At 70.7% G+C, this 15,064-nt stretch carries 13 protein-coding genes and 1 riboswitch; of the genes, 7 read left to right on the top strand and 6 right to left on the bottom strand.

Annotated elements, in window-relative coordinates:
* Positions 1 to 16: 16 nt before the first annotated feature.
* From dxs to LRD69_RS29995, 4 genes are all read left to right on the top strand, one after another.
* Positions 17 to 1,918, top strand: coding sequence for a 1-deoxy-D-xylulose-5-phosphate synthase (gene dxs, locus LRD69_RS30010; protein WP_277329989.1), 1,902 nt, complete (start codon positions 17 to 19; stop codon positions 1,916 to 1,918).
* Positions 1,915 to 3,312 carry an aspartate aminotransferase family protein gene (locus LRD69_RS30005; RefSeq protein WP_277329988.1) on the top strand — a complete coding sequence of 466 codons (1,398 nt, stop codon included), beginning with the start codon at positions 1,915 to 1,917 and terminating at the stop codon, positions 3,310 to 3,312. The genes dxs and LRD69_RS30005 overlap by 4 nt, the downstream gene beginning before the upstream one ends.
* Before the next feature lie 66 nt (positions 3,313 to 3,378).
* The gene (locus tag LRD69_RS30000) at positions 3,379 to 3,987 is read left to right on the top strand and encodes an XRE family transcriptional regulator (RefSeq protein ID WP_277329987.1); all 609 of its coding nucleotides are present in this window, start codon (positions 3,379 to 3,381) and stop codon (positions 3,985 to 3,987) included.
* A 41-nt stretch (positions 3,988 to 4,028) separates the two neighbouring features.
* The gene (locus tag LRD69_RS29995) at positions 4,029 to 4,199 is read left to right on the top strand and encodes a DUF6126 family protein (protein ID WP_277329986.1); all 171 of its coding nucleotides are present in this window, start codon (positions 4,029 to 4,031) and stop codon (positions 4,197 to 4,199) included.
* 32 nt (positions 4,200 to 4,231) lie between these two features.
* Here the strand turns inward: LRD69_RS29995 and LRD69_RS29990 are convergent, their stop codons facing one another.
* Entirely contained in the window at positions 4,232 to 5,044 is an 813-nt protein-coding gene (locus LRD69_RS29990; RefSeq protein ID WP_277329985.1) for a tyrosine-protein phosphatase, read from the bottom strand.
* Positions 5,045 to 5,240: 196 nt separating this feature from the next.
* Between LRD69_RS29990 and LRD69_RS29985 the strand changes: the two genes are divergently transcribed.
* The 3 genes from LRD69_RS29985 to LRD69_RS29975 all read left to right on the top strand — a co-directional run bounded on the left by LRD69_RS29985 (position 5,241) and on the right by LRD69_RS29975 (position 9,694).
* Entirely contained in the window at positions 5,241 to 7,346 is a 2,106-nt protein-coding gene (locus LRD69_RS29985; protein ID WP_277329984.1) for an alpha-galactosidase, read from the top strand.
* A gap of 286 nt (positions 7,347 to 7,632) precedes the next feature.
* A riboswitch (cyclic di-AMP (ydaO/yuaA leader) is annotated at positions 7,633 to 7,786 on the top strand.
* Between the two features lie 4 nt (positions 7,787 to 7,790).
* Complete coding sequence (locus LRD69_RS29980) at positions 7,791 to 8,660, top strand: LysM peptidoglycan-binding domain-containing M23 family metallopeptidase (protein ID WP_277329983.1); 870 nt, start codon at positions 7,791 to 7,793, stop codon at positions 8,658 to 8,660.
* A gap of 170 nt (positions 8,661 to 8,830) precedes the next feature.
* Positions 8,831 to 9,694, top strand: coding sequence for an SGNH/GDSL hydrolase family protein (locus tag LRD69_RS29975; protein ID WP_277329982.1), 864 nt, complete (start codon positions 8,831 to 8,833; stop codon positions 9,692 to 9,694).
* A 61-nt stretch (positions 9,695 to 9,755) separates the two neighbouring features.
* Here LRD69_RS29975 and LRD69_RS29970 read toward each other — a convergent pair whose 3' ends face one another.
* The 5 genes from LRD69_RS29970 to LRD69_RS29950 form a co-directional block, all read right to left on the bottom strand.
* Positions 9,756 to 10,673: an STM4011 family radical SAM protein gene (locus LRD69_RS29970; RefSeq protein WP_277329981.1), complete on the bottom strand. Its 918-nt coding sequence runs from the start codon at positions 10,671 to 10,673 to the stop codon at positions 9,756 to 9,758.
* Positions 10,674 to 10,681: 8 nt separating this feature from the next.
* Positions 10,682 to 12,052: an STM4012 family radical SAM protein gene (locus tag LRD69_RS29965; RefSeq protein WP_277329980.1), complete on the bottom strand. Its 1,371-nt coding sequence runs from the start codon at positions 12,050 to 12,052 to the stop codon at positions 10,682 to 10,684.
* On the bottom strand, positions 12,046 to 12,861 hold the full coding sequence (locus tag LRD69_RS29960) for an STM4013/SEN3800 family hydrolase (protein ID WP_277329979.1): 816 nt from the start codon (positions 12,859 to 12,861) through the stop codon (positions 12,046 to 12,048). Before LRD69_RS29960 ends, LRD69_RS29965 begins: the two co-directional genes overlap by 7 nt.
* A gap of 94 nt (positions 12,862 to 12,955) precedes the next feature.
* On the bottom strand, positions 12,956 to 14,110 hold the full coding sequence (locus tag LRD69_RS29955; RefSeq protein WP_277329978.1) for an STM4014 family protein: 1,155 nt from the start codon (positions 14,108 to 14,110) through the stop codon (positions 12,956 to 12,958).
* Positions 14,091 to 15,062 (bottom strand): STM4015 family protein, encoded by a 972-nt coding sequence (locus tag LRD69_RS29950; protein WP_277329977.1) that lies wholly within the window; start codon positions 15,060 to 15,062, stop codon positions 14,091 to 14,093. The genes LRD69_RS29955 and LRD69_RS29950 overlap by 20 nt, the downstream gene beginning before the upstream one ends.
* Positions 15,063 to 15,064: the final 2 nt, after the last annotated feature.

The raw sequence follows: 15,064 nt of genomic DNA, 5'->3' as shown, positions 1-15,064 counted from the left end.
GAGAGGGGGCCCGAGCGTGACCATTCTGGAGACCATTCGGGGGCCGCACGACCTGAAGGCGCTGAGCGGACCGGAACTCGGCGAACTCGCCGGGGAGATCAGGAAGTTCCTGGTCGAGGCGGTGGCCAGGACCGGCGGCCATCTGGGGCCCAACCTGGGGGTGGTGGAGCTGTCCATCGCGCTGCACCGGGCCTTCGACTCGCCCGTGGACCGCATCCTGTGGGACACCGGGCACCAGAGTTACGTACACAAACTGCTCACCGGGCGGCAGGACTTCTCCAAGCTGCGCGGGAAGGGCGGCCTCTCCGGCTACCCCTCCCGCGAGGAGTCCGCGCACGACGTCATCGAGAACTCGCACGCCTCGACCGTCCTCGGCTGGGCGGACGGCCTGGCCAAGGCGAACGAGGTGCTCGGCCGCCCCGACCATGTCGTCGCCGTGATCGGGGACGGGGCGCTCACCGGCGGTATGGCGTGGGAGGCGCTCAACAACATCGCGGCGGCCAGGGACCGGCCGCTGATCATCGTGGTGAACGACAACGAGCGCTCGTACGGCCCGACGATAGGCGGCCTCGCCAACCACCTCGCCACGCTGCGGACCACCGACGGATACGAGCGCTTCCTGTCCTGGGGCAAGGACGTCCTCCAGCGCACGCCCGTCGTCGGACAGCCGCTGTACGAGTCGCTGCACGGCGCGAAGAAGGGGTTCAAGGACGCCTTCGCCCCGCAGGGAATGTTCGAGGACCTGGGGCTCAAGTACGTCGGGCCGATAGACGGGCACGACATCGCGGCCGTCGAGTCCGCGCTCAGCCGGGCCAAACGCTTCCACGGCCCGGTACTGGTGCACTGCCTCACCGAGAAGGGCCGCGGCTATGCGCCCGCGCTGGAGGACGAGGCCGACCGGTTCCACACCGTCGGCGCCATGGATCCGCTGACCTGCGCACCGCTCGTCCCGGCCGAAAGCCCGTCGTGGACCTCGGTGTTCGGGGACGAGATCGCGCTGATCGGCGCGGAGCGGCCGGATGTCGTCGCCATCACCGCGGCGATGCTGCACCCCGTCGGTCTGACGAAGTTCGCCGAGGCGTTTCCCGAACGGGTCTGGGATGTGGGGATCGCCGAGCAGCACGCGGCGGTCTCCGCGGCGGGACTCGCCACCGGTGGGCTGCACCCGGTCGTCGCCGTTTACGCCACCTTCCTCAACCGGGCCCTCGACCAGCTGCTGATGGACGTCGCCCTGCACCGGTGCGGGGTGACGTTCGTCCTCGACCGGGCCGGGGTCACCGGCCCGGACGGTCCCTCGCACAACGGCATGTGGGACATGTCCGTCCTCCAGGTGGTGCCCGGGCTGCGGATCGCCGCCCCGCGCGACGCCGACCGGCTCAGGGAGGAGCTGCGCGAAGCCGTCACGGTCGACGACGCCCCCACCGTGCTGCGCTTCCCGAAGGAGTCGGTGGGGGAGGCCGTCCCGGCGATCGGCCGGGTGGGTGGCATGGACCTGCTCCACCGCGCCGACGACCCCGAGGTGCTCATCGTGGCGGTGGGCGTGCTCGCCTCCGTCTGCCTGCAGGCCGCCGATCTCCTCGCGGGCCGCGGGATCCGCTGCACGGTCATCGACCCCCGGTGGGTCAAGCCGGTCGACGAACAGCTCGCCCCGCTCGCCGAACGGCACCGGCTGGTCGCCGTCGTCGAGGACAACAGCCGTGCGGGCGGGGTCGGTTCGGCGGTCGGACAGGCGCTGCGGGATGCGGGTGTCGACGTACCGCTGCGGACGTTCGGCATCCCCGAGCAGTTCCTCGCGCACGGCAAGCGCGCCGAGGTGCTGGCCGACATCGGGCTCACACCGGTCGAGATCGCCGGCCGGATCAGCGCCGCGCTCGCCGTCAAGGACGCGGTCGACAGGACGGAGGAGAGCGGGGTATGAAGGACGGCGGGCCCAAGAGCTTCGATCTGGCGCAGCTCCTCGCGGAACGCGGCGCCGAACGCTACGAACTGCATACGAAGTACCTCAACCACCAGCTGCCGCGGATGCTGCACGCCATCGGCTTCGACAAGGTCTACGAGCGGGCCGAGGGCGCGTACTTCTGGGACGCGGACGGCAACGACTACCTCGACATGCTCGCCGGCTTCGGCGTGATGGGACTGGGCCGCCACCACCCCGTCGTCCGCAAGGCACTGCACGACGTCATGGACGCCTCGCTCGCCGACCTCACCCGCTTCGACTGCCAGCCGCTGCCCGGACTGCTGGCCGAGAAGCTGCTCTCGCACAGCCCGCACCTGGACCGGGTCTTCTTCGGCAACAGCGGTACCGAAGCCGTCGAGACCGCGCTGAAGTTCGCCCGCTACGCCACCGGGAAGCCGCGCGTGCTCTACTGCACCCACGCCTTCCACGGCCTGACGACCGGCTCGCTCTCGGTCAACGGGGAGTCCGGCTTCCGGGACGGCTTCGCACCGTTGCTGCCCGACACCGCCGTCGGACTCGGCGACCTCGACGCACTGCGCCGCGAACTGAAACGCGGCGATGTGGCGGCGCTCATCGTCGAGCCGATCCAGGGAAAGGGCGTCCACGAGGCGCCGCCCGGCTTTCTGCGCGCCGCGCAGGAGCTGCTGCACCGGCACAAGGCCCTGCTCATCGCCGACGAGGTGCAGACCGGCCTCGGCAGGACCGGTGACTTCTACGCGTACCAGCACGAGGAAGGTGTCGAACCCGATCTGGTCTGTGTCGCCAAGGCGCTCTCGGGCGGCTATGTGCCCGTCGGGGCGACCCTGGGAAAGGACTGGATCTTCAGACGGGTCTACTCGTCGATGGACCGGGTGCTGGTCCACTCGGCGAGCTTCGGCTCCAACGCGCAGGCGATGGCGGCGGGGCTCGCGGTCCTCTCGGTGATGGAGGACGAGGAGACGGCCGCCCACGCCCGCCGTACCGGCGATCTGCTGCGCGAGCGGCTTGCCGCGCTGATCGGCCGGTACGAGCTGCTGCACGATGTCCGTGGCCGCGGGCTGATGGTCGGAATCGAGTTCGGCCGGCCGTCCTCACTGAAGCTGCGCAGCCGCTGGACGATGCTCCAGGCGGCCCGTAAGGGTCTCTTCGCGCAGATGGTGGTCGTGCCGTTGCTGCAGAAGCACCGGATCCTCACCCAGGTGTCCGGCGACCATCTGGAAGTGATCAAGCTGATCCCGCCACTGATCATCGGCGAGCCGGAGGTGGACCGGTTCGTGTCCGCGTTCACCGCGGTGATGGATGACGCGCACAGCGGCGGCGGGCTGATGTGGGACTTCGGCAGGACACTGGTGAAACAGGCCGTCGCCCACCGCTGAGTCCGCGGGATTTGCCTCAGAGGCAAGAAAATTGCCTCTGAGGCAGGATCCTGGCCCAATGGAGGTATGAATCCTCCCGATGGAGGGGTGGCCGACGAGCTGCCCGAGGTCGCGCCACGGCTGCGCGATCTGCGCCGCCGCCGCGGTCTCACCCTCGAGACGGCCGCCCAGCGCGCGGGGCTTTCCCCCGCCCACCTCTCCCGGCTCGAAACGGGCCGCCGGCAGCCGTCGCTGCCGATGCTCCTCGCACTTGCCAGGATCTACGGTACGACGGTCTCCGAGCTGCTCGGCGAGATGTCCCCGGAACGTGACGCGATCGTCCGCGGCGCCAGGTTCGAAGGTGCGGCGGCCGACGGCTGGATGTATCAGCAGGCGGGCGGCTCCGGCCGGGCGATGCAGGCGCTGCGTGTCCGGGTTCCGTACGGCGCCCAGGGCGATCTCGTACGCGTCCATCCCGGCGAGGAGTGGCTGTACGTCCTTGCCGGACGGCTGCGGGTGAGCCTCGGCGACACCGTGCACGATCTCGACCCCGGGGACAGCGCCCACTTCGACTCGCTCACCCCGCACCGGATCACCGCCGTCGACCGCGAGGGATCCGAGCTCCTCTTCGTCCACACCCTGCTGCAGAGCCCCACTGTCGAGCTGTGTCTCGGCAGCGCGATCCACCGCCGCTGAGACCGGCTCGTCCGGCCCTCCGGCCGTCAGAGAGGACTGTCATGTCCGATTCCGAAAACTTCGACCCGCTGAGCCCGTCCAGGAAGAACCACGGCTCGCAGGAGGGGAAGTTCCCGCGCGGTCTCGTGATCCGGCTGATCGCCTATCTCGTCGCCGGGCATGTCTTCGCGGCCTTCCTCTACCTGCTCTTCGCGGTGGCAGGCAAGGGCTGACCGCCGACCACCGTAGCCGGACGGCCGTCCGGCTACGCCTCGTCGAGGAGCCGGCCGCGCAGCTGCTCCAGCATCTGCGGAGTGAGCTTCAGCCCCTCGGCGAGATAGCGGTCGGTGCTGCCCCAGGTCTCCTCGATGGTGGTGAACGCCTGGGCCAGATACTCGGCGCGGGCGTCGAAGAGCGGGCTGAGCAGCTCCATCACCTCGGGTGACATCCCGGTCGCGGAGGTGTCGCTGCGGCGCACCTTGTACCGGCGGTGCGGGTCGTTGGACTTGAGGTAGTCCGCCTCGATGGCCTCACGCTCGACACCGACCGCGAGCAGCGCCACCGCGATGGAGATACCGGCCCGGTCCTTGCCCGCCGCGCAGTGCATCAGCGCGGGGACGCTGTCCTCGGCCAGGGCGTGCAGTACCCGGCTGTGCTCGGCGGTGCGGTCCCTGACGATCGACCTGTACGAGGCGGTCATCCGGGCCGCGCCCTTGCCGTCGCCGAGGATCGTGCGCAGCTGCTCGATGTCGCCGTCGCGGACCATCCGCCAGAACTCGGCGCCGTCGGCCGGGTCGGAGAGCGGGATGCTCACGTTCCGCACGCCGGGTAGCTCGACGTCCAGGCCGTCGAGCCTGTGGTCCGCCGCATTGCGGAAGTCGAAGATCGTGTGCAGCCCGAGGCCGGCGAGGAAGGCCGCGTCCTCGTCGGTGGCGTGCGCGAGGTGGCCGCTGCGGAAGAGCCGTCCGTACCGCACCCGGCGGCCGTCCACGGTCGGCAGTCCGCCCACGTCGCGGAAGTTGCGCACGCCTGCCAGTTCGGGTTCCGTCGACGGGACCTGCGGCACCTGCTGCGTCACGGTGGCTCCTGGAGTGTCTGGCGTCGGCGCGGCTCGCCGGCGAGGTCACTCCCGCGACGATACGACATTGATTCCTCAGTCAATCATTTCGGCTGTTCTCCGCCCGGCACGGTGGTGAATTCCCCCTGCGCAGGCGTTGCCCGGCGACCTGCGGACGCTCGATGATGTGCGGAACTGTGGGAATGTGGGGGACGGGATGATCGAGACGGGCGGCACGGGCCGGACCTGGCTGCTGACCGGAGCGACGGGCAGCTACGCACTGCATCTGACCGGCCGGGACGAACTGCTGCACCTGCACTGGGGGCCTCGCATCTCGCTCGCGGCCGCCGAGACCCTCGCCGCCGCGCCGGAGCCGCCCGTGCGCGGCTTCGAGTCGGCGCTGGACGGCCGTGAGGAGTATCCGGTGGAGGGCGGCCCCCGGTTCGTCCGGCCCGCCCTCTCGGTACGCACCCCTGCGGTCCGGGGCACGGAATGGGCCTTCGCCGGGGCCGTGGTGGAGGGCGAGGAGCTCCGTATCGCGTTCTCCGACTCCGTGCACCGGCTCGCGCTCACGCTGCACTACCGGATGCGGGACGACTCCGATGTGATCGAGCGCTGGGCCACCGTCACCCATGCCGGCCCCGACGGGCCGCCGCTGGAGCTGCTGCGCGCCGATGCGGCCGCCTGGACCCTGCCCGCCCGCGACGGCTGGCGCCTCAGCCATCTGCACGGGCGCTGGGCGGCGGAGACGCAGCTCGTGCGGTCGGAGCTGACGTACGGCGAGAAGGTCCTGTCCAGCCGGCGCGGCCACACCGGGCACCAGGCCCTGCCCTGGGTGGCGCTCGACGCGGACGCAGCCGCCACCGAGGAGCACGGCGAGGTGTACGGCTGCGCGCTCACCTGGTCCGGGTCGTGGCGGATCGCCGTGCAGCAGCTGCCCGACGGACTCGTGCAGATCACCGGCGGGGCCGGCTACGACGACTCCGGGCTGCTGCGGCTCGCGCCGGGCGAGACGTACACCACACCCGTGTTCGCCGGCCTGTGGAGCCCCGACGGGTTCGGCGGGGCGAGCCGGGCGTGGCACGCCTGGCAGCTGGCCCACGTCGTCCCGGATGCCGCGAGCCCGCGGCCGGTGCTCTACAACTCCTGGGAAGCGACCGGCTTCGACATCGCGGAGGACCAGCAGCGCGCCCTGGCCGTGCGTGCCGCGGCCATGGGCGTCGAACTGTTCGTGGTGGACGACGCGTGGTTCGGGCGGCGCACCAGCGACCGGGCCGGACTCGGCGACTGGACCCCGAACCCCGAACGGTTCCCCGGTGGGCTGAAGCCCCTCGCCGACGAAGTGCACGCGCTCGGCATGCAGTTCGGTATCTGGGTCGAACCGGAAATGGTCAATGCCGACAGTGATCTGTATCGCGCGCACCCCGACTGGGTGCAGCACTTCCCCGGGCGGACCCGGACGGAGTTCCGTAATCAGCTGGTGCTCAATCTCGCCCGGAGCGATGTGCAGGCCTATCTGTGGGAACAGCTCGACACGCTGCTCTCCAGCGCCCCGGTCGACTACGTGAAATGGGACTTCAATCGCTGTTTCACCGATGCGGGCTGGCCGGGAGAGGAGTATCCGCAAAGGCTCTGGACCGCACATGTGGATGCGCTGTACGCGCTGATCGACCGGTTGCGGGCGGCCCACCCCGGTGTCGCCTTCGAGTCCTGTTCGGGCGGCGGAGGCCGGATCGACCTGGGGATCCTCGCCCGTACCGACCAGGTGTGGACCTCCGACAACACCGACCCGCTCGACCGGCTCGCCATCCAGGAGGGCTTCGGGCAGATCCATCCGGCGCGAGTGATGGCCGCCTGGGTCACCGACAGCCCGAACGTCCAGCTCAACAACCGGGTCAGCTCGCTGCGCTTCCGCTTCGTGAGCGCGATGGCCGGGGTGCTCGGAGTCGGCGGGGATCTCATGGAATGGAGCGACGAGGAGCTGGCCGAGGCCCGGATCTGGGTGGACCTCTACAAGGAGATCCGCCCGGTGGTGCAGCACGGGGCGCTGTACCGGCTGCGTGCGCCGCGCGGCGGTCTCAGTGCGGTGCAGTACACGCACGGTGACGAGACGGTGGTGCTCATGTGGCTGGAGGCGCAGCGGTACGGGGAGCGCCCGCCGGCCCTGCGGCTGCGCGGACTCGACGCCGGGGCGACGTACACCTGCGTGGACACCGGGGTGGTCCACCACGGCTCCGTGCTCCTTCATCAGGGGCTTCACACGGGGCTGCGGGGGGACCTGGACGCGAGAGTGCTGAGGCTCCGTCGCGGAAAATGTTCATGACATGTCCGTATTGGGGCATTTAGCGGAACATGCCCTATTTAAACGGGAGATGGTTCGCAAGTCGTGAGCGGGATCATATCCGTGACGGTGTGTGGCGGTGCGGCGGGTGGGTACTCCGTCTGCCGCGCGGAATTCCAAGATCCCTGATCCACGGAGTGTGACCAGAATTCCGCGCCGATTTCCCGGCACCGATTCCGTTGCGGAACCGGAGGCTTGTTCTGCCCGTCCTCGCTCGTTTACGGTCACCGTCAATCCGGATGGACCGCCAAATCCTGCCACCGTCCGGAATTCGCACCCACCCATCGTGTGGCAGGAGCGGGGGAACCAGGTAAGCCGCTGACCGGGAAATCCGGTCGGCTCGGGGTGAAGTCGTACGACATGCGACCGGGCATCTCCAGCCCGAACCCGACAGCTCACCTCGCAGGCGCCGGAGAGGAATTCTTCATGCCCATATCGGGTAAGCACCGCCGTCCGAAGTCCAGCACCATCGCTCGTGGCGTCGCCGCCGCCGGCGCCGGCGGGGCCGTCATCGCCCTTCCGCTGCTCGGCGCCACCGGTGCCCACGCCGCGGAGCAGGCCGCGCCCGCCGCCGTGAAGTCCGCCGCCACCGTGAACGGCGCCCCGGCCGCCACGGTCGTGAAGAAGCAGGCCGAGACCCGGACGTACTCCGTCGTCTCCGGCGACTACCTGGCGAAGATCGCCGCCGACCAGAAGGTCGAGGGCGGCTGGCAGAAGCTGTTCCAGGACAACCGCACGGTCATCGGTGAGGACCCGAGCCTGATCTTCCCCGGCATGAAGCTGACCCTCGTTGGCGCTTCGTCCGCCGCGGCTCCGTCGACCGCCCCCGCGCCGGCCGTCAAGCCTTCGGCCGCCCCCAAGCCCGCGGCCGCCGCCGGTGAGAGCAACAGCTCCGGCTACGTCCACCCGGTGCCCGGCAAGCACACCACCAACTACCGTGCGTCCGGCTCCAACTGGTCCAGCGGCAGCCACACCGGCATCGACTTCCCGGTCGCCACCGGCACCAGCGTGAAGGCGATCACCTCCGGCACCGTCGTCACCGCCGGCTGGGGCGGCGCGTACGGCAACCAGGTCGTCATCAAGCACGCCGACGGCCGCTACTCGCAGTACGGCCACCTGTCCTCGCTCTCCGTCTCGGCGGGCCAGACCGTGACCGTCGGTCAGCAGGTCGGCCTGTCGGGTGCCACCGGCAACGTCACCGGCCCGCACCTGCACTTCGAGGTCCGCACGGGCCCCGCGTACGGCTCGGACATCGACCCGGTCGCCTACCTGGCCTCGCACGGCATCTCCGTCTGATCCGATCAGGCCTGATCCGAACGGCTGGGTGAAGGGGCGGTGCGCGGCGGCGCACCGCCCCTTCACTTATTCCCCCTTTACCAAAATCTGACCGGGTGGTCTATGTCACCTCCCGTCAACCCCTTATTACGGTCGCGTAGGTCACATTCGGCGGTGCAGGATGTGCCCTTGTGGCAGACGATTCGAGAAAAAATCAACGTGGCGTCAGTAACCGGTATGGCGCGATCGGGTCGTACGCAGCGATTGGCGACAGCTTCACCGAGGGAGTCGGTGACCCGGGTCCGGACGGAGCCTTCGTCGGCTGGGCGGACCGCTTCGCGGTACTCCTCGCGGACCAGCTCCCCGACCCCGATGCAGCGACGGACACCGGCGGAACCGATGGATCCGCCGGCTCGCCCCACGGGAATTTTCGGTACGCCAATCTCGCCGTACGCGGACGCCTCCTCGACCAGATCGTCGAGGAGCAGGTACCGCGCGCCAAGGAACTCGCCCCCGATCTGGTGAGCTTCTGCGCGGGCGGCAACGACATCATCCGGCCCGGCACCGACCCCGACGACGTGGCCGAGCGTTTCGAGCGCGCGGTCGCCGAACTGACCCGGTCCGTCGGCACCGTCATGGTCACCACCGGCTTCGACACCCGCGGCGTTCCCGTGCTGCGTCATCTGCGCGGCAAGATCGCCACGTACACCGCCCATGTGCGCTCCATCGCCGACCGCTACGACTGCCCGGTCCTCGACCTGTGGTCGCTCCGGTCCGTGCAGGACAGGCGCGCCTGGGACGACGACCGGCTCCATCTGTCGCCCGAGGGACACACCCGGGTCGCGCTGCGCGCCGCCCAGGTCCTCGGCCTCGACGTGCCGGCCGACCCGGACCAGGAGTGGCCGCCGCAGGCTCAGCGCGGGACGCTCGAAGTGCGCCGCGACGACATCCACTGGGCGCGCGAGTATCTGGTGCCGTGGATCGGACGGCGGCTTCGCGGCGAGTCCTCCGGCGACCACGTCGAGGCGAAGCGCCCCGACCTGCTGCCGCTGTAGTCGCCGCGTCGTACGCGATCACCGGACGGGCCCGCTTCCCCGCGGGCCCGTCCGGTTCTCCTCAGGACCGTCCGGCGATCGAGGACAACGGCGGCCATGGACGTTCCCCACGCCCCGGTGGGTGCCACGGGCCGGCCGGAACGCGCTCCAGGACGCCACCGGCGAAGACGTCGTACAGCGGCAGCGTCTCCAGATGCACATATCCGATGTGGCAGTCGCACACCGCGAGCGGACAGGACCGCGGGCCCAACGCCCGCCGGTAGCTGCCGTCGTAGAGATTGCCGAGCTCGGCCGGGACGAAGTGGCAGCGGCGCACCGTCCCGTCCCCGTCCACCGAGATGACCGACTCGCCGGTCCGGCAGGGCATTCCGGCCGAGCGGTGCGGATGCCGGCTGTACGGGAAGAGCGGGTCGAGGGCCGTCCAGCGGTCCGCCTCCTCGTCCGTGTAGGTGTGGCCCTCCGCGGCATTGACCCAGAGATAGACCTCGTCGGGCAGGTCGGCGCGCAACCGCCGCGCCTCGTGGAGATGGCCGTCGAGGCCGACGACACCGACGCTGTGGCGAACCCCCAGAACGGTCAGCTCACGGCACTTGGCGAGGAACCGGTCGTACGGAGTCTGCCCCGGGTGGTACGTGCACCACAGCGCGATCCTGTCGCGTGCGGTCCCGCCCGCCTCGGCCAGCCACCGTGTACGACCGCTGAGGTTGGTCTGGATCGCGACCCGCCCGATGTGCGGCAGCTGTGCCAGCTCGACCAGTGCCCGGCGGTACCAGGAACGGACCAGCCCTTCGCCCCAGGGCGTGAACAGCACCGAGATCCGGTCGCCGGTCTGCGCCGCCGCCCACGCGGTGAACCGCTCCAGCGCGGCATGGTCCGCACGCAACTGCTCCGGGCTGTCGCGCCGCTTGGCGAACGGGCAGTACGGGCAGTCGTAGTCGCACGACGCCAGCGGGCCGCGGTACAGGATCGTCAGGTCCATGGGGGCGCTCACTTCAGTTCGTACGCGGCCATCGCGGCCCGTACGGCGGGGGAGAACAGCTCGGGACCCAGCGCGTCGGAGTGCGCGAGGCCCTCGGGGGAGAGCCGCAGCAGCCCGGCCGCGCCGGCGGCGCCGTCCAGCCAGCCGCGTCTCTCGAACCGGTCCAGCTCGCTGCGGAAGTCGTCACCCGGCCAGGTGCCGAACCGCTCGCGGTAGTCGTCCGATGGCAGACCCCGGGCCTGGAGCAGCGACTGCAGCAGATGGCGTCTGCGCGCCTCGTCGCCGTCGACATACCGGCCCACTTCGGCGCGCGAGAAGTCCTCGGTGGCGGTGTAGTCGTCGATGATCCCCCGTACCTCCCGCATCTCCACCGCGTAGTCGAACGAGTAGTGCAGCCGCGAGCTGTACGAACGCGCGCCGCATCCCAGGCCGATCATGCCGTCCGTCTGGCACGCATGGTCGGTGGGGCCCTCCTGCGGGGCGTCGGTGCGCCGGAACATACGCATGGAAACCTGCTCGTAGCCGTGGGCGAGGAGATGGTCCCGGCCCGCGCGGTACAGCCGCAGCCGCTGCTCGTCCCACGCCGCGTCCGCCGCTGCCGCGGCTCCTGCGTCGGCGCCGAGCCGGCCCAGACCGGTCAGCGGGCGCACGTACAGCGGATAGAGATAGAGCTCCTCGGGCTGCCAGCCGAGCGCGGCGTCCAGCGAGGTGCGCCAGCTGCCCTCCGTCTGTCCGTCGATGCCGTAGATCAGGTCGATGTTGAGGACCGGGATGCCCGCGTCCCGGATCCGGCCGAGCGCGGCCTCCACGTCGGCGCGGCGCTGCGGGCGGACCGCCGCGCGGGCCTCGGCGTCGACGAAGCTCTGCACGCCGATGCTGATCCGGGTCGTCCCGCGGTCGGCGAGGACGGCCAGCCGGTCGGCGGTCGCCGTCGACGGCGACGTCTCGACCGACAGCGGAACGGACCGCAGGTCGGCGCCCATCCGCCGTTCCGCGATGTCGCAGAGCCGCTCGAGCTCGGCGGCGGTCAGGAAGGTGGGAGTGCCGCCGCCGAACGCCGCCGCCACGAACCGCACCGGCTCGCCGTCCCCCAGCGCCTCACGGACGGCCATGGCCTGCCGGTCCAGCGCGTCGAGGTAGCGGGTCGTCAGCTCACCGGGGGCGCCGATCCGGGTGAAGAGATTGCAGAAGCCGCAACGGACCTCGCAGAACGGTATATGGAGATAGAGCGACAGCACGTCCTTGCGCTCCTGCGCCCACAGCTCACGCAGCGCAGGTCGCCCGGCAGGGTGTTCGGCGAGCTTTCCGTACGCCGTCTTGTGGGGATAGGCGTACACATAGCTCTGGTACGGACGTGTGGTCTGCGCGGTCGTCAGCATGCGGTGGCCCCCGGCTCCAGGAAGAAGTGTGCGTACGGAACGGTCCAGACGGACTCGTGACCGAGCCGGTGACCGGTGTAGCCGTCGTCGCCGTACGCCGTGCCGTGGTCGGAGCAGACGACGGCGAAGCAACGGCGGCGGCTGCTCGCGGCGGCGAAGAGCCGGCCGATGTGCGCGTCGACGTACTCCAGGGCGGCGGCATGCGTCGCGCGGGTGTCACCCGCGTCCCGGGTGGCACCCGGCAGGTGGAACCAGTTGGGCTGGTGCAGCGCCGACACGTTGACGAAGAGGAAGAGCCGCTGTTCAGCGGGGAGCGCAGCGACGACCTCCTCGGCCCGGGTCACCTGGGCCTCGAAGGAGGTGGGCGACGCGACGCCGAACTCCGGCTCCCAGTGGCTCTCCTGGAACATGCCGGGCAGCACCGAACCGAGCGGGCCCTGCCGGTTGAAGAAGCCGACGCCGCCGATGCACACCGTGCGGTAGCCGATCCCGGCCAGAGCGGACATCAGATCGGGGGTGTCGAAGACGAAGGTGCGTGAAGCCGTGGTCTCGCTGCCCGCGAAACGGGCCGCGAACAGCCGCGGGTGCGGGCCCGGGGCGGCGGGTGTCGGCAGGAAGCCCGCGAAGATCGCCTGGTGGGAGGCGTAGGTGAAGCTGCCCGGGGCATGCCGCTTCTCCCAGGCGCCGCCCGGGAGATGACGGGCCAGATACGGGATGCGGCCGGCGGCGGCAAGCTCCGCCGCCACGTCGTACCGCAGGGTGTCGAGCGTGATCAGCAGCAGATCGTGGCTGCCCACGATCTCGCTCATGTCCGGGTCCCGGTCACGCGCGTCGTCCCGGGAGTCGCCGGGGGCGTTGCCACGGGCGCCCGGGCTTCCGGCGCCGGCAGGGGAAGGGCTGGTTTCAGACGGTGGCGGTTGCACGGCGGTTCCTTGCTCTGTTCAGTACGGCGGCGACCTGCGCCGCATAGGTGTCCAGGCCCTCGGCTCCGCTGCCCGGCAGGCCGGTCAGGCGCGGCAGCAGATCGCCGAAGGCATTGACCTCGCCGACGGCGAACCGCCGCCAGCCCGTCGCGGGCAGCAGATCGACGGCCACGCACAGCGTGTCCGGGAAGCAGGCGGCAGCCCGCTCGCACACGGCGAGGGCCCCGGACCAGCTGCCACCCGCCGCCTCGACGGCCGCGCGCGCCTCGTCGAGACTTCCGCGCTCGCCGCCGAGGTGCAGATTGGTCATGGGGGAGCGGCTGGTCCGTACGACGGCATGGGTCGCACGGCCCGCCACCACCACGACCCGCAGATCCGCCGACCGCCCGCGCTGAGACGCCTTGGGCAGCCAGCGCTCGATGTGCAGCCCGTCCGGCGCCAGCGTGTCGATGACCGCGGCCACCTCGCCCTCCGTCGTACAGCGCCGCACCCGCAGCGAGTTGAAGAGCCGTCCGGCCGCGTCGCGTTCCACCGACGTCGTCGCCCGCACCCGGCCCGGTCCGGCCGTCTCCACGGCCAGCACCCCCGAGGCGGACGATCCGTGCGCGAGCTTCACGAAGGCCCGTGGCATGCGGTGCGCCACCATCAGCGCACGGACATCCGCCCAGCCGCGCACCGGGGGCGCCGCGGCCCCGGAGGTCGCGGACGCGGGTACGGGAACTCCGGCGCCGTTCAGCACGGCATGGCAGAGCCGCTTGTCGAACAGAACCGCGACATCGTCCGGGTCGTCCAGCAACTCGGCGCCGGCCGCCGATGCGGCTCGTGCGACCTCCCGTACGGCTCCGGTGAACCGGTCGTACCAGAGGGCGCTGCCCTCGACCCTCGTCGGATCGTCGACCGCCCGCAGGAGTTGCTCCACCTCGGCGTCCTCACCGGGCGAGTCCATCCGTACGGTCTCGCCCGGCCGGAATGCCGCCCGGCCGCGCAGCACATCCAGCCAGGGCACGACCCGGGCGGCGGGCAGCCCGGCGGCGCGCACCGCGTCCTGGAACAGCGTGACCCGGCGGTTCCCGCGATTGCCGACGACGGCGAAACGCGGCGCCGAGCCGAGCGCGCTACTCGGAGACGGCGACATAGCGCTCGCCGTCCTCGTCCGGATCCCCGTACTCCACCTCGTCCGGTTCGCTGTTCACGCAGTCGGGTCCGACCAGGCGCCGGAGCCGGTCGACCAACGGGTCACTGATGTAGTGATGGTGCAGATCCAGCAACGTCAGATGGGTGAGCGGCTGGCCGGCGAGCAGCGCCTCGGCGCCGATGTCGCTCAGGGTCCCCATCGCAAGGGAGAGCGACTGCAGTTGGGCGACGACCGGGGCGGCGGCCACCGCTGTCGCGATCTCGTCCTGGATCTCACTGTTCTGCAGCCCCAGATGGCGCAGCTTCGGGAACGCGCCACCCGACAGCAGCGGAGCGAGGTCGTCGACCGTCGCATCGCCGCCGTACTCCGGGACGCCCAGCCAGAGTTCGAGACGTTCCAGCGCCGGCAGCTCCGATCCGCCGATCGCCCGCACGACGCCGGCCGGAAGCCCGCCCGACTCGAACCGCAGGGATCGCAGCGCCTGGTGCCGCACCGGCCGCAGAGCGAGGGTCTCCGTGCCTGCGATCGGCTCACCGCACCCGCGGACCGTCAGCTCCTCCAACTGTCCGAACGCCTCGACCACCGGGGTGATGTCCGGCATCTCCAGCCACGAGACCTCGCACTCCTCACTGACGACATCGGCGAGGAAGAGCGCCCTCAGGGCCGGGAAACGGTCCGCGTGAGCACACAGCAGCCCGACGACCGGCGCGAAGGGGCTGTAGTCCTCCTGCCACCAGGGGCCGATCAGCAGGGCACGTACCTGGGTCGTGTCCACCGTGTCGAGGAAGTGCTCCCACAGCGCGGCGAACGTCAGATCACCCTCCCAGGCGGATTCCAGCCGCCAGGCGACCGCATCGGCCGCTGGGAGCGGATCAGCGCCCGGCCGGGCGGGTCCGGGCAGTGTGAGGACCGGCAGGCCGTGGAAGGACTCGGGATGTCCGATGTCGGTCATCG

Source organism: Streptomyces sp. JH14 (assembly GCF_029428675.1).
GTDB lineage: Bacteria > Actinomycetota > Actinomycetes > Streptomycetales > Streptomycetaceae > Streptomyces.
This window is presented reverse-complemented; position numbering and strand designations above follow the sequence as displayed.

Coding starts and splice junctions, on each gene's coding strand:
- LRD69_RS29985 (WP_277329984.1), top strand. CDS start 5,241: ATGATCGAGACGGGCGGCACGGGCCGGACCTGGCTGCTGACCGGAGCG.
- LRD69_RS29980 (WP_277329983.1), top strand. CDS start 7,791: ATGCCCATATCGGGTAAGCACCGCCGTCCGAAGTCCAGCACCATCGCT.
- LRD69_RS29995 (WP_277329986.1), top strand. CDS start 4,029: ATGTCCGATTCCGAAAACTTCGACCCGCTGAGCCCGTCCAGGAAGAAC.
- LRD69_RS29960 (WP_277329979.1), bottom strand. CDS start 12,861: ATGAGCGAGATCGTGGGCAGCCACGATCTGCTGCTGATCACGCTCGAC.
- LRD69_RS30005 (WP_277329988.1), top strand. CDS start 1,915: ATGAAGGACGGCGGGCCCAAGAGCTTCGATCTGGCGCAGCTCCTCGCG.
- LRD69_RS29970 (WP_277329981.1), bottom strand. CDS start 10,673: ATGGACCTGACGATCCTGTACCGCGGCCCGCTGGCGTCGTGCGACTAC.
- LRD69_RS29955 (WP_277329978.1), bottom strand. CDS start 14,110: ATGTCGCCGTCTCCGAGTAGCGCGCTCGGCTCGGCGCCGCGTTTCGCC.
- LRD69_RS29950 (WP_277329977.1), bottom strand. CDS start 15,062: ATGACCGACATCGGACATCCCGAGTCCTTCCACGGCCTGCCGGTCCTC.
- LRD69_RS29965 (WP_277329980.1), bottom strand. CDS start 12,052: ATGCTGACGACCGCGCAGACCACACGTCCGTACCAGAGCTATGTGTAC.
- LRD69_RS30000 (WP_277329987.1), top strand. CDS start 3,379: ATGAATCCTCCCGATGGAGGGGTGGCCGACGAGCTGCCCGAGGTCGCG.